Consider the following 16,551-nt stretch of genomic DNA (forward strand, 5'->3'; position numbering starts at 1 on the left):
GGGTACGTCAATCAACATCATAATTGCTAGTGATAGGTAAATCCGCGAATAGCAACAAAAGGCAACCGAGTGACAAAGCGTGTTGCACCCGACGCTTCCGAGCTTGCGTGAAAGCGGTGGAAACCAAGCGTTTCAAAGCAATTTTGCGCTGATTGCCGGTCATCCTATTGCGGCCGCAGCGACAGATTCATCCTTCATGCTGTTGAAACTCATCACAGGATGTTTCTTATCACAAGCAAGTGAGGACGCTAGAACCTAGGGTCGTGACGTGTGGCGCGGTGCGATTTTGCACCCGACTTATGGAGCGGTCCGATGGCTGAGGAAGCGGTTCAGGAGAAGGTTCCGGCGGTCGATGATCGTCAGATCCTGGACGATCTGACCCTTCTCCAGCAGGTCGACGGCACCCGGCTGGGCGGTGTCATCCATGAGTCGAGCACCGTGCAATTGCAGCGGCCCGACGACACGCTTGGCTACGTCCAGACTGACTATCGTGGTGCCGAGGATCTGATGGTCGGCGGCGCGGTGCAGACCGGCACCGTCGTCGGCGAAGCGGTGGCCGTCACCACCGATCAGGCGGTGAACGCGCTTCTGCTGAACGGTGACGTGCTGCTTACCGAAGGCACCCGCGGCTCCGGCCCGAGCGGTCCTGAGGGGGCCGGCCCGTCGGACGGCGGACCGCGTGAAGCGGCCGGAACGGCGGCGGAACGGGCGGAGCTTCTGTCCAACGCGCGGACGACCTCGACCTACGATCCGCTCCAGGTGGCGCAGTCGGCCATTCCCATGCCCGGCACGCCCACCCAGGTGATCGACAACGGGACCGTTCCCAATGCCGAGGGGGTGACCTTCCTCCAGGGCGCCGTTGCCACCACCGACATCGCCGCCGACATCGCCACCACCGCGACGCCGGCGCAGACGGCCGTCTCCGATACGCCCAGCCTGACGGTGAACGGGGTTTCGGGTGACGAGGACAGCGCCATCGCCCTGAACATCGCCGCTGCCCTGACCGACACCGGCGGGACGGAGGTGCTGACCGTCACGCTGGCGGGCATCCCGGACGGCGCGGTTCTGCGCGACGCCTCCGGCACGGTGCTGATGGTGGTGAACGGCAGCATCGTGCTGACCGCCTCCCAGATCCCCGGCCTGACGCTGACCCCGCCGCCCAACAGCGGCGACAGCTTCAGCCTGACGGTGACAGCCACCAGCACCGATGGCACCGCCGCGCCCGCGAGCGTCGCCGCCACCCTGCCGGTCACCGTCAATCCGGTGTCCGACACGCCGACGCTCAGCGTCTCGGCCGTCACCGGCGCCGAGGATACGGCGATTCCGCTGACCATCAGCCCGGCGCTGACCGACACCGACGGCTCGGAGGCGCTGACCGTCACCATCGCCGGAATTCCGGCCGGTGCGGTGCTGACCAACACGGCCGGCGACAGGCTGACCATTTCCGGCGGCTCGATCACCCTGACGCCGGGCCAGCTCGCCGGTCTGGCGATCACCCCGCCGCTGAACAGCGACGCCGACTTCACCCTGACCATCACCGCGACCAGCCGCGACGGCACCGCCGCCCCGGCCAGCACCAGCCAGCCGCTGCTCGTCACGGTGAACCCGGTGACCGACACGCCGACGCTGACCGTCGCCGCCGCGACGGGCAATGAAGACTCCGCGATTCCTCTGACCATAACCCCGGCCCTGACCGACACCGACGGGTCGGAGACGCTGAGCGTCACCATCAGCGGCATCCCCGCCGGCGCCAGCCTCGCCAATGCGGCGGGCGATCCGCTGACGATCAGCAACGGTTCGGTCACGCTGACGCCCGGCCAACTGGCTGGCCTCAGGATCACGCCGCCGGCCAACAGCGACGTCGACTTCACCCTGACCGTCACCACGACCGCTCAGGACGGCACCGCCGCTCCGGTGAGCGTCAGCGCCCCCCTGGCGGTCACCGTCAATCCGGTCACCGACACGCCGACGCTGTCGGTCTCTGCGGCGAGCGGCAACGAAGACAGCGCCATTGCGCTGACCATCAGCCCGGCGCTGACCGACACCGACGGCTCGGAGGCGCTGAGCGTCACCATCAGTGGCATTCCGACCGGCGCCAGCCTCAAGAACACGGCGGGCGACGTGCTGACGATCAGCAACGGGTCGATCACGCTGTCGCCGGGCCAGCTCGCCGGCCTGACGATCACGCCGCCGGCCAACAGCGACGTGGATTTCACCCTGACCATCACCGCCACAGCCAGGGATGGCGGCGCCGATCCGGTGAGCGTCAGCGCGCCCTTGGCCGTTACGGTGATCCCCGTCACCGACACGCCGACCCTGTCGCTCTCCGCGGCGACCGGCAATGAAGACACTGCCATTCCTTTGACCATCACGCCGGCGCTGACCGATCTTGACGGGTCTGAGACGCTGACGATCACCATCGCCGGCATTCCGACCGGTGCTGTGCTGACCAACACGGCGGGCGATGTTCTGACCATTTCCGGCGGCTCGATCACCCTCACGCCGGGCCAACTCGCCGGTCTGGCGATCACCCCGCCGTCGAACAGCGATGCGGACTTCACCCTGTCCGTCACGGCGACGGCAAAGGATGGCGTCGCCGACCCGGTCTCGGTGACGCAGACCCTGGCGGTGACCGTCAACCCGGTGTCGGACACGCCCACCCTTGCCGTCACCGCCGCGCGTGGCGACGAGGACAGCGCGATCCCGCTGACGATCAGCCCGGCGCTGACCGACACCGACGGGTCGGAAACGCTGACCATCAGGATTTCCGGCGTCCCGGCCGGGGCGACGCTGAGCGCCGGCACGTCGGTCAGCGAAAGCGACGGCACCACCAGCTGGACGCTGACACCGGCCCAGCTGGCCGGCCTGAAGATCACGCCGCCGCACAACAGCGACGTCGATTTCGACCTGACCGTCACCGCGATCGCCCAGGACCGCAGCGCGCCGGTGGCGACGGCGACGCAGACCTTGCACGTCACCGTCGATCCCGTCACCGACACGCCGACGTTGAGCGTCACGGCGGCGACCGGCAACGAAGACACCGCGATTCCGCTGACGATCAGCCCGGCGCTGACCGATCCCGATGGGTCGGAGACGCTGACGATCACCATCGGCGGTATCCCCAGCGGTGCGGTGCTGACCAACACCGCCGGCAACACGCTGACCATCGCCAACGGCGCGATCACCCTGACGCCGGATCAGCTCGCCGGCTTGAAGATCACACCGCCCGCCAACAGCGACGTTGATTTCACCCTGACCGTCACCGCGACCGCCAAGGACGGCGTCGCCGACCCGGTGTCGGTGACGCAGACCTTGCCGGTGACCGTTTCCGCCGTTTCCGATGCTCCCGTGCTGAGCGTTCAGGCGGCATTGGGCAGCGAGGACACGGCGATCCCCCTGACGATCAGCCCGGCCCTGACCGACACCGACGGATCGGAGGTGCTGACCGTCACCATCGCCGGCATTCCGTCCGGTGCCGCTCTCGCCAATACGGCCGGCGATACGCTGACGATCAGCAACGGCTCGATCACGTTGACGCCGGATCAGCTCGTCGGCCTGAAGATCACGCCGCCGCTGAACAGCGACGACGACTTCACCCTGACCGTCACAGCGACCTCAAAGGATGGCAGCGCCGCTGCGGCGATCACCACTGCCCCGCTGCTGGTGACCGTCAATCCGGTGTCCGACACCCCGACCCTGTCGGTGTCCGCCGCCCGTGGTGACGAGGACACCGCCATTGCGCTGACGATCAGTCCGGCGCTGACCGACACCGACGGGTCGGAGACGCTGACCATCAGGATTTCCGGCGTCCCGGCCGGGGCGACGCTGAGCGCCGGCACGTCGGTGACCGAAAGCGACGGCACCACCAGCTGGACGCTGACACCGTCCCAGCTGGCCGGCCTGAAGATCACGCCGCCGCACAACAGCGACGTCGATTTCGACCTGACCGTCACCGCGATCGCCCAGGACCGCAGCGCGCCGGTGGCGACGGCGACGCAGACCCTGCACGTCACCGTCGATCCCGTCACCGACACGCCGACGCTGAGCGTTTCCGCTGTCACGGGCAACGAAGACAGCGCGATCCCGCTGACGATCAGCCCGGCGCTGACCGATCTTGACGGCTCTGAGACGCTGACGATCACCATCGCCGGCATTCCGACCGGTGCGGTGTTGACCAACACGGCGGGCGACGTTCTGACCATTTCCGGCGGCTCGATCACCCTCACGCCGGGCCAACTCGCCGGTCTGGCGATCACCCCGCCGTCGAACAGCGATGCGGACTTCACCCTGTCCGTCACGGCGACCGCCAAGGACGGCGTCGCCGACCCGGTCTCGGTGACGCAGACTCTGGCGGTGACCGTCAATCCGGTGACCGACACCCCGACCCTGTCGGTGTCCGCCGCCCGTGGTGACGAGGATACCGCGATACCGCTGACGATCAGCCCGGCGTTGACGGATACCGACGGGTCGGAGACGCTGACCATCAGGATTTCCGGCGTCCCGGCCGGGGCGACGCTGAGCGCCGGCACGTCGGTGACCGAAAGCGACGGCACCACCAGCTGGACGCTGACACCGTCCCAGCTGGCCGGCCTGAAGATCACGCCGCCGTCGAACAGCGACGTCGATTTCGACCTGACCGTCACCGCGATCGCCCAGGACCGCAGCGCGCCGGTGGCGACGGCGACGCAGACCCTGCACGTCACCGTCGATCCCGTCACCGACACGCCGACGTTGAGCGTCACAGCGGCGACCGGCAACGAAGACAGCGCGATCCCGCTGACGATCACGCCGGCGCTGACCGATCTCGACGGGTCGGAGACGCTGACGATCACCATCGGCGGCATCCCCGGCGGTGCGGTGCTGACCAACACCGCCGGCAACACGCTGACCATCACCAACGGCGCGATCACGCTGACGCCGGATCAGCTTGCCGGCTTGAAGATCACGCCGCCCGCCAACAGCGATGTTGATTTCACCCTGACCGTTACCGCCACGGCCAAGGACGGCGTCGCCGGCCCCGTCAACGTCAGCGAACCGCTGGTGGTCACCGTCAATCCGGTGTCGGACACGCCGACGCTGAGCGTCGCGGCGGCAAGGGGTGACGAAGACACCGCCATCCAGCTGGTCATCACGCCGGCGCTGACCGACACCGACGGGTCGGAGGTGTTGACGATCCGCATCACCGGCATTCCCGCCGGAGCGACGCTCGCCAACACGCTGAACGGCACGCTGGCGGTCAGCAACGGCGCGATCACGTTGACGCCCGATCAGCTCGTCGGCCTGAAGATCACGCCGCCGTCGAACAGTGATGTCGACTTCACCCTGTCGGTGACCGCCGTCGCCAAGGACGGCAGCGCCGTTGAGGCGACCACGACCGTGCCGCTGGTGGTGACGGTCAATCCGGTGACCGACACGCCGACGCTGAGCGTCACCGCCGCGTCCGGCAACGAAGACACCGCGATCCCGCTGTCGATCACTCCAGCATTGACCGATCTCGACGGGTCGGAGACGCTGACGATCACGATCAGCGGCATCCCGACCGGTGCGGTGCTGACCAACACGGCCGGCGACACGCTGACCATCGGCAACGGTTCGATCACGTTGACGCCCGATCAGCTCGCCGGCCTCAAGATCACCCCGCCGTTGAACAGCGACGGCATTTTCACACTGACTGTCACGGCCACCGCCAAGGATGGTGTTGCCGACCCGGTCAGCGTGACGCAGACCCTGGCGGTTACCGTCAATCCGGTGACCGACACCCCGACCCTGTCGGTGTCCGCCGCCCGCGGTGACGAGGACACCGCCATCGCGCTGACCATCAGCCCGGCGCTGACGGATACCGACGGGTCGGAGACGCTGACCATCAGGATTTCCGGCGTCCCGGCCGGGGCGACGCTGAGCGCCGGCACGTCGGTCAGCGAAAGCGACGGCACCACCAGCTGGACGCTGACACCGGCCCAGCTGGCCGGCCTGAAGATCACGCCGCCGCACAACAGCGACGTCGATTTCGACCTGACCGTCACCGCGATCGCCCAGGACCGCAGCGCGCCGGTGGCGACGGCGACGCAGACCCTGCACGTCACCGTCGATCCCGTCACCGACACGCCGACGCTGAGCGTTTCCGCTGTCACGGGCAACGAAGACAGCGCGATCCCGCTGACGATCAGCCCGGCGCTGACCGATCTCGACGGGTCGGAGACGCTGACGATCACCATCGGCGGCATTCCCAGCGGCGCTACCCTCGCCAACAGCGCCGGTGACACGCTGACCATCAGCAATGGCGCGATCATCCTGACGCCGGGCCAACTCGCGGGCCTGAAGATCACGCCGCCATTGAACAGCGACGGCACCTTCACCCTTAGCGTCACGGCCACCGCCAAGGATGGTGTTGCCGACCCGGTCAGCGTGACGCAGACCCTGGCGGTTACCGTCAACCCGGTGACTGATACTCCGACCCTGTCGGTGTCCGCCGCCCGCGGCGACGAGGACACCGCCATCGCGCTGACCATCAGCCCGGCGCTGACGGATACCGACGGGTCGGAAACGCTGACCATCAGGATTTCCGGCGTCCCGGCCGGGGCGACGCTGAGCGCCGGCACGTCGGTCAGCGAAAGCGACGGCACCACCAGCTGGACGCTGACACCGGCCCAGCTGGCCGGCCTGAAGATCACGCCGCCGCACAACAGCGACGTCGATTTCGACCTGACCGTCACCGCGATCGCCCAGGACCGCAGCGCGCCGGTGGCGACGGCGACGCAGACCTTGCACGTCACCGTCGATCCCGTCACCGACACGCCGACGCTGAGCGTCACGGCGGCGACCGGCAACGAAGACACCGCGATCCCGCTGACCATCACGCCGGCGCTGACCGATCTCGACGGGTCGGAGACGCTGACGATCACCATCGGCGGCATCCCCAGCGGTGCGGTGCTGACCAACACCGCCGGCAACACGCTGACCGCCAGCAATGGTTCGATCACGCTGACGCCGGCCCAACTCGCCGGCTTGAAGATCACGCCGCCGGTCAACAGCGACGACGATTTCACCCTGACGGTCACCGCCACCGCCAAGGACGGCGTCGCCGACCCGGTCTCGGTGACGCAGACCTTGCCGGTGACCGTCAATCCGGTGTCCGACACCCCGACGCTGAGTGTTTCCGCCGCCACCGGCAATGAGGACACCGCGATCCCGCTGACGATCACCCCGGCGCTGACCGATCTCGACGGGTCGGAGGTGTTGACGGTCCGCATCACCGGCATCCCGACCGGTGCGGTGCTGACCAACACGCTGAACGGCACGCTGACGGTCACCAATGGATCGGTCACGCTCAATCCCGATCAGCTCGCCGGCCTGAAGATCACGCCGCCGCTGAACAGCGACGACGACTTCACCCTGTCGGTGACCGCCGTCGCCAAGGACGGCAGCGCCGTTGAGGCGACCACGACCAAGCCTCTGGTGGTGACGGTCAATCCGGTGACCGACACGCCGACGCTGAGCGTCACCGCCGCGTCCGGCAACGAAGACAGCGCGATCCCGCTCGACATCCGGTCTGCCCTGACCGACACCGACGGGTCGGAGACGCTGAGCATCAGGATTTCCGGTGTTCCGGCCGGGGCCACGCTGAGCGCCGGCACCTCCGTCACCGAAAGCGACGGCACCACCAGCTGGACGCTGACCCCGGCCCAGCTGACCAACCTGAAGATCACCCCGAAGGCCGACAGCGACGTCGATTTCACCCTGACCGTCACCGCGACGGCCACCGACCGCGGCCTGTCCCCGGTTTCGGTTCAGTCGACGCTGGCGGTCACCGTCATCGCCGTGGCCGACAAGCCGACGGTTTCCGTCACCGCCGTCTCCTATGATCTGGGCGTCGGGCAGAACGACACCTTGACCGGCACCGCCGGCAACGACACGCTGTCGGGCGGTGCGGGCAACGACACCATCCTGGGCGGCGCCGGCGACGACGTGATCTATGGCGACGGCAGCGGCACCTTCACCACCGCCCTGTCGATCACCCCGGCCGTGACCGATACCGACGGGTCGGAGTTCATCTCCAAGGTGACGATCACCGGCGTTCCGGCCGGGGCGACGCTCAGCGCCGGCACCCTGAATGCCGACGGCAGCTGGACCCTGACCCAGGCCCAGCTGTCCGGCCTGAAGCTGACCGCGAAGGAAGGCGACACCACCCACCCCATCACCCTCACCGTCGTCTCGACGTCGGAGGAGCGGGAGAACGGCAGCACCGCCGACAGCACCGCCAAGACACTGACCATCAGCTTCACCAACACGCCGAAGGGCAACGACAGCCTGGACGGCGGCGACGGCAACGACACCATCGTCGGCGGTGCGGGCAACGATACCCTGACCGGCGGTCTCGGCGACGACAGCCTGGACGGTGGCGCCGACAGCGACCTGCTGGCCGGCGGCCCCGGCAACGACACCATTGACGGTGGTGCCGGCACCGACACCGTCACCTACGCCGCTTCCGCCACCGCCGTGAACGCGAATCTCGCGACCGGTGTCGGCACCGGCGAGGGCACCGATGTTCTGCGCAACCTGGAGAACGTCACCGGCTCGGCCTTCGACGATGTCATCACCGGCGACGGCGGGGCCAACATCCTGCTCGGCGGCGCCGGCAAGGACACCATCACCGGCGGGGCCGGGACCGACACCATCCATGGCGGGGCGGGCGACGACCTGTCGATCTTCACCGTCGGCACCGACGGCGGCACCTCGTCCGCTCCGGAGCAGCAGGACGGCGACGCCGGCATCGACACCTTCCGGGTGATGCTGACCAGCGCCCAGCTGTCGAACGCATCGATCCTGGCCGATCTGCGCACCCTGCGCGACCGCATCGAGACGGCGGCGGCCGATACCAACGCCGCGACCAAGGACACCGACGTCGCCGGCGCAGCGACCCTGACGGCCCTTGGCATCAAGGTGGCGGATTTCGAGAAGCTGGAGCTGTATGTCGACGGCCAGCCGGTCGATGTCCGCACCGCTCTGAACTACGCCCCGACAGCGACCGCGGCGACAACCACCACCACGGAGGACAACGCCATCTCCGGCCGGCTGGCGGCGACCGATCAGGACACGACCAACCACCGCACCGATGAGACGATGACCTTCAAGGGGCCCGGCGACAACGGCCAGCCGGTGCGCCTGTCGCACGGGACCTTGGTGGTGAACGCCGACGGAACCTTCACCTACACGCCCGACGCCGATTTCAGCGGTACGGAGACCTTCTCCTTCACCGTCACCGACGGCTATGGCGGCACCTCCACCGCCACGCAGACCATCAAGGTGACGCCGGTCGCCGACGCCATCACCCTGACCACGCTGAACGCGCGCGGCAACGAGGATGCGGCCGGAGGCATCGCCATCGCTCCCACCATCACGCTGAGCGATATCGATGCCGCCAGCCCGGAGGCGGTGGAGACGGTCACACTGACCATGTCGGCCTCGCAGCTGGATGTGGCCGGCGCCAAGCTCTACCTGAATGGCACGGAGCTGACGCGCAGCGGGACCACCACCTACAGCTGGACGATTCCGACCAGCGCCCTGGTTGCCGGCGGATCGGCCGGAACCTGGACGGTGTCCGGACTGAAGATCGTCACCACCCGCAACTCCGACGCCGACCTCACCTACACCCTGACGGTCGGGACCATCGACACCACCAGCGCCGGCACGGTGCGTGGCACCCAGTCGGCGACCGGCACCATCACCGTCGACGCGGTGGCCGATGCGCCGACCGTGACCGCCGCCGCCGCCGCGACGGACGAGGACACCGCGGTCGCGCTGACCATCACCCCGGCGCTGACCGACACCGACGGGTCGGAGAGCATCGGCTACGTCACCATCTCCGGCGTGCCGGCGGGGGCGAGCCTCAATCTCGGCACCGTGCTGAGCACCCAGGGTGACGGCAGCACCATCTGGAAGGTGAATGCGGCCGATGTCGCGAACCTGCGCCTGACCCCGCCGCATGATTTCTCCGGCACCATCACCCTCAGCGTCGTCGCGACCTCGGTCGAGCGGGAGAATGGCTCCACCGCCGATTCCGCGCCGGCGACGCTGTCGGTGACCGTCACCGGCGTCGCCGACGCCCCCATCGTCATTCCCGTGGCCGCCACTGGCCTGGAAGACACCGCCATCCCGCTGTCCATCGACGCCCACCTGTCGGACCTGACCGGCGAGACGCTGGACCACATCACCATCACCAACCTGCCGGAAGGGGCGACGCTGTCCGCCGGCATCCACAATGCCGACGGCAGCTGGACCCTGACCCCGGCGCAGCTGACCGGCCTGACCTTCACGCCGCCGCTGAATTATTCCGGCACGGTGACGCTGAAGATCACCGCCACCTCGGTGGAGGGGGCGACCACCGCCACCTCGGCGCAGCAATCGCTCACCGTGACAGTCACCGCCGTCGCCGATACGCCGGTGCTGTCGGCCTCCGACGCGGTGGGGCGCGAGGACACCGCCATCCCGCTGTCGGTGGTCGCCGCCCTGACCGACCGCGACGGCTCGGAAACGCTCAGCATCCTGGTCGGCGGCGTCCCGGCCGGGGCGACGCTGAACCATGGCCATTACGACGCGACGCTCGGCAAATGGGTGCTGACCCAGGCCGACCTGAGCGGCCTGACCATCACCCCGCCGTCCAATTCCAACACCGGCTTCGACCTGACCTTCACCGCGCGGGCGACGGAAAGCTCCAACAGCGCCTTCGCCGACGCGGCGGCGGTGACCGTCCATGTCGATGTGCAGGGCGTGGCCGACGTGGTGACGCCGAGCGGCGCATTGAGCGCCCGCGGCGACGAGGACACGGCGATCAACCTGCGGCTCGGCGATCTGGTGATGGCCGACAATGACGGGTCGGAACGCCTGTCGCTGGTCATCAGCAACCTGCCGTCGGGCTCCTGGCTGTCGCTGGCCGCCGGGCACGAGAGCGGTCTGGTCTATCTCGGCAACGGCCGCTGGTCGGTCGATGCCCAGTACCGCAACGAACTGACGCTGACGACGACGAAGGACTTCTCCGGCACCGTCGCCCTGAAGGTGGACGTCATCACCACCGACAGCAACGGCGCGCCGATCATCACGGTGAACGGCGTCACCTCCGGCGGAACGCTGAAGGAGACGCGCGACCTGACCGTCACCGTCGATCCCAAGGCCGACGAGCCGGTGGTCTCGATCAGCGCCAGCGGGCTGGAGGACGCGGTCGGCGGCATTCCGCTGACCATCTCCGCCCTGACCGGCGACATCGACGGGTCGGAGCACATCTCGTCCATCGTCATCTCCGGCCTGCCGTCCTGGGTGACGCTGACCAGCACGGATGCTGCCGCACTGACCGACAATCATGACGGCAGCTGGACGGTCGATCCCACCAAGCTCGGCACCCTGCGCCTGCTCGTGCCGGCAAACAACGCCGACGATTTCACCATCACCGTCAAGGTGACGGCTGTCGATGGCACCGACAGCCTGACCAAGACCTACACCCCGACCGTCACCGTCACCGCGGTGGCCGACGCCCCGGTGTCGCACGGGGCGAACGGCGCAGTCGAGGCCTACCATGTCGACGACGTCACGGTGACGGGGGCGGTGCCGACCGATCTGGTGCTGAACCTGAACGCCTATCTTCAGGACACAGACGGGTCGGAAAAGCTGGCGGTCACCATCACCGGCGTGCCGGAAGGCACGGTGCTGTCCCATGGCCGCGACAACGGCGACGGCACCTGGACCCTGACCCCGTCCGACTATGAAGCGGCGCTGGCCGACGGCGGGCTGAAGCTGAGCGTCAAGGACACGGCCGCCGCCGGCATCACCCATGTGGTGGCGAACGGCACCGACACCGCCGGCATGACGCTGACCGTCAAGCCCTACAGCATCGAGAGCGAGGGCGACCGCAATGTCGGCGTGTCCGACAGCTTCGAGGTGAAGTGGACCCTGTCCACCGGTGGCACCGGCGGCACCGGCGGAAGCGGCGGTACGGGTGGCACTGGCGGCACCGGTGGCACTGGCGGTACGGGTGGCTCCGGGGGAACCGATGCCGGGACCGGCGTCGGCACCGACCGGCCGTCGAGCCTCACGACGGCCGAGGATACCGCCGTCGCCCTGAGTCTCGATTCCGGACTGAACAACTGGACGGGCGTGACGGCGGTGACGCTGTCGGGCATTCCCGACGGCGCCGTCCTGAAATACTCCGACGGCACCGTGCTGGCGGTCACCGGCGGCACGGTCTCGGTGGACCCGGCGAGGCTCGCCGGCCTGACGCTGACCCCGCCGTCCAACAGCGATGCCGACTTCACGCTGGGCATCAAGGTGGTTTCCGGCACCAGCCACACCGAGACGACCCTGACCCAGGCGGTGACCGTCACCGCCGTGGCCGATGATCCGCTGCTGACCGTGCGGACGGCGTCCGGCAACGAGGATACGGCCATCGCGCTGGACATCTCCGCCGCGCTGGCCGACACCGACGGCTCCGAAACCCTGGCCAGCATCGTCATCAGCGGGCTTCCGGCCGGGTCCACCCTGTCCGCCGGCTATTACGACTCCACCAACAGCCGCTGGGTGCTGACGCCGGCCGAGCTGAGCGGGCTGAAATTCACCCCGCCGCAGGATGCCAGCGGAACCTTCCAGCTGACGGTGACCGCGGTCTCGCGCGAGATCAGCAACGCCGACCGGGCGACCACGACCAAAACGCTGACCGTCGACGTGGCGCCGGTCAGCGATGCGCCCGCCATCTCCTTCACCGCCCCTGTGGTGCAGGAGGATCATGCGGCGAGCCTGTCGATCGACGCCGCCGTCACCGATCTGGTGGGCGCCGGCGAGGTCATCACCGCCCTGAGGGTGACGGTGCCGGCCGGCTTCACCCTGTCCGGCGGCACGGCGCTGGGCAACGGCGTCTATGATCTGACCGGCCTGTCCGCCTACGACCGCGCGCACCTGACCCTGACGCCGCCGGCCAACAATGCCGGCACGGTGACGCTGACGGTGGAGGCGGCGTCCCAGGACGGCACCGCGACGCCGGCCTGGTCGACCGGCACTTATGCCGTCACCTACACGGCGGTCGCCGACGCGCCCGTCGTCACCGTCCACGACGCCACGGGGGCGGAGGACACCGCCATCGCCCTGAACCTGTCGGCCGCCCTGGTCGACACCGACGGCTCGGAAACGATGGCGATCATCCTGTCGGGTCTGCCGGCGGGTGCCGTCCTGAACCATGGCTCCAACAACGGCGACGGGTCCTGGACCCTGAAGCAGTCGGAGCTGTCCGGCCTGACCGTAACCCCGCCGCGCAACTATTCGGGCGGCATGACCCTGACGTTGACCGCCACCAGCCTGGAAAGCTCCAACAGGGACACCGCCAGCACCAGCGCCACCATCCATGTCGACGTGACGGCGGTCACCGACGCGCCCACCGTCATCGTCGCCAACGCGTCGGGCAGCGAGGACACCGCCATCGCGTTGAACCTGTCGGCCGCCCTGGTCGACACCGACGGGTCGGAGACCATGACCATCGTCCTGTCGGGCCTGCCGACCGGCGCTGTCCTGATCGACGCCAACGGCGCCACGCTGACGCCGACCGCCGGCTCGGTCAGCCTGACCGCCGCCCAGCTGTCCGGTCTCAAGCTGATGCCGCCGGCCAATGCCGGCACCGACTTCAACCTGACCCTGACGGCGACGACGACGGAAAGCTCGACCGGCATTTCCGCCACCACCAGCCAGCTGTTCCGGGTCAGCGTCGATCCGGTCGCCGACCAGCCGATCATCACCTGGTCGCCGCTGTCCGGGACCGAGGACACGGCGGTGCCGCTGAACCTCTCCGTCGCGCTGGCCGACACCGACGGGTCGGAGCGGCTCGGGCTGCTGACCATCACCGGCGTGCCGACCGGCGCGCTTCTGTCGGCCGGCACCCACAATGCCGACGGCAGCTGGACGCTGACGCCGGCCCAGATCAACGGCCTGACCCTGACCCCGCCCGCCAACAGCGATGCGCCGATCAGCCTGACCGTCACCGCCGTCAGCATCGAATCCAACGGCAGCACGGCGACCACCACCGTCACCGTGCCGATCACCCTCGCCGCAGTGTCCGACACGCCAACCCTGGCCGTGTCCGCCGCGACCGGCAACGAGGACACGGCGATCGCGCTGACCATCATCCCGGCGCTGACCGACACGGACGGTTCGGAAACGCTGAGCGTCACCATCAGCGGCATCCCGACCGGCGCCACGCTGACCAACGGCGCCGGCGACACGCTGACGATCACCAACAACGCGATCACTCTGACCCCGGCGCAACTCGCCGGGCTGGCGATCACGCCGTCGCCGAACAGCGACGCCGACTTCACCCTGACCGTCACCGCCATCGCCAAGGACGGCAGCGCGGCACCGGCCAGCACCAGCCTGCCGCTGGCCATCACGGTGAACCCGGTCACCGACACGCCGACCCTGAGCGTGACCGCCGCGACCGGGGACGAGGACACAGCGATCGCGCTGACGATCACCCCGGCGCTGACCGATACGGATGGCTCGGAGACGCTGAGCATCACCATCAGCGGCATCCCGACCGGCGCCACGCTGACCAACGGCGCCGGCAACAGCCTGACGATCAGCAACGGTTCGATCACCCTGACCCCTGCCCAGCTCGCCGGGCTGGCGATCACGCCGCCCTCGAACAGCGACGCCGACTTCAGCCTGACCGTCACGGCGACCGCCAAGGACGGCAGCGCCGCCGCGGTTGCCGTCACCTCGACCCTGGCGGTGACGGTCAATCCGGTGTCGGACGCCCCGACCCTGACCGTGTCGGCGGCGACCGGCGACGAGGATACGGCGATCCCCCTGTCGATCACCCCGGCCCTGACCGACAGTTCGGAGGTGCTGAGCGTCACCATCGCCGGCATCCCGACCGGCGCGGCGCTGACCAACAGCGCCGGCAGCAACCTGACGGTCAGCGGCGGCAGCATCACCCTGACCCCGGCCCAGCTGGCCGGGCTGAAGATCACGCCGCCGCAGAACGACAGCGCCGCCTTCACCCTGACCGTCACCGCGACCTCCACCGATGGCAGCGCCGCTCCGGCCACCACCGTCGCGCAGCTGCCGGTCACGGTCCGGGCGGTGTCCGATACGCCGACCCTTCAGGTCGATCCGGCATCGGTGGCGGAGGACGGCACGGTCGCCCTGTCGATCATTCCGGCGCTGACCGACCCGTCGGAGGCGTTGAGCGTCACCATCGCCAACATACCGACCGGTGCCCATCTGTCGAACATGGCGGGCGACACCTTCACCATCGTCAACGGCTCGATCACGCTGACACCGGACAAGCTGGCCGGTCTCGCGATCACCCCGCCGCAAGACAGTGGCGACAGCTTCACCCTGTCGGTCACCGCCACCTCGACCGACGGCACCGCCACCCCGGCGAGCCTGACCCGCTCGCTGGCGGTGACGGTGGCGCCGGTCGCCGACACGCCGACGCTGACCACGCCGGCAGCCCATGGCTCGGAGGATACGGCGATCCCGCTGACCATCACCGCCGCCTCCACCGACACCGACGGGTCGGAGACGGTGACGGTGCTGGTCACCGGCATGCCCACCGGCGCCAGCCTGAACCACGGCACCCACAACAGCGACGGCAGCTGGAGCCTCAGCACGTCGGACCTGACCGGCCTGACCTACACCCCGCCTGCCGACGCCAACGGCACCGTGACCCTGTCGGTCACCGCGACCGCCCATGACGGGTCCAGCACGGCAGTGGTGACGCAGACGCTCGCGGTGACGGTCGATCCGGTGAACGACAAGCCGACGTTGGCCGCCGCCCACACCACCACCGTGATCGCCGCCGACGCCACCGACCATCCGGCCGTGACCTCCGACGTGACGATCGCCGATGTGGACAGCAGCGTCATGTCCGGCATGTCGATCCGCATCGCCGCCGGGTCACAGACCGGCGACACGTTGAACCTCGACAGCCTGACCATCGCCACCGATGCGTCCACCGGGCGCAAGACGATCGCCGGCACCGGGATCGAGGTCAGCTGGGACGACAGCACCCACCAACTGTCGCTGTCCGGCACGGCGTCGACCGCGACCTACACCGACATCCTCAACCATCTGGCCCTGATGCCGAACGGCGGCGGCGCCCGGACGCTGGAGGTGACGGTCAGCGACGATCAGGGGCTGTCCAGCGACCCGCTGGCGGTGCAGGTGCTGGTCTCCGCCGGTACGACGATGACCGGCAGTTCAGGCGCGGACCTCCTGCATGCCGGCGCCACCACGACCAGCATGTCCGGCGGGGCCGGCGACGACCTGTTCATCTTCGCCCCGCGCGACGGCACCCTGACCATCAATGGCGGGGTGGGCTGGACCGACGTCGTCGAGGTCGGCGCCTTCGTCGCCAATGCCGGCACCAACTGGCTGCAGCAGCTGGACGGGCACGCCTACACCCTGGACCCGTCGGGCCACGGCCTGACCTTCACCCAGGAGACGACCGTCACGCTGGAGGACCAGAACCATCACCAGCTGGTGTTGCAGAACATCGAGCGGCTGACATTCTGATGG

The 16,551-nt window shown here is 68.8% G+C and carries 1 protein-coding gene; it reads left to right on the forward strand.

Features of this window, described 5'->3' with window-relative positions; genetic code table 11:
- Nucleotides 1–312: 312 nt before the first annotated feature.
- Nucleotides 313–16,548: an S-layer family protein gene (locus E6C72_RS19810; protein WP_136700811.1), complete on the forward strand. Its 16,236-nt coding sequence runs from the start codon at nucleotides 313–315 to the stop codon at nucleotides 16,546–16,548.
- The last annotated feature ends 3 nt before the right edge of the window (nucleotides 16,549–16,551 follow it).

This window comes from Azospirillum sp. TSH100, assembly GCF_004923295.1.
Lineage (GTDB): Bacteria > Pseudomonadota > Alphaproteobacteria > Azospirillales > Azospirillaceae > Azospirillum.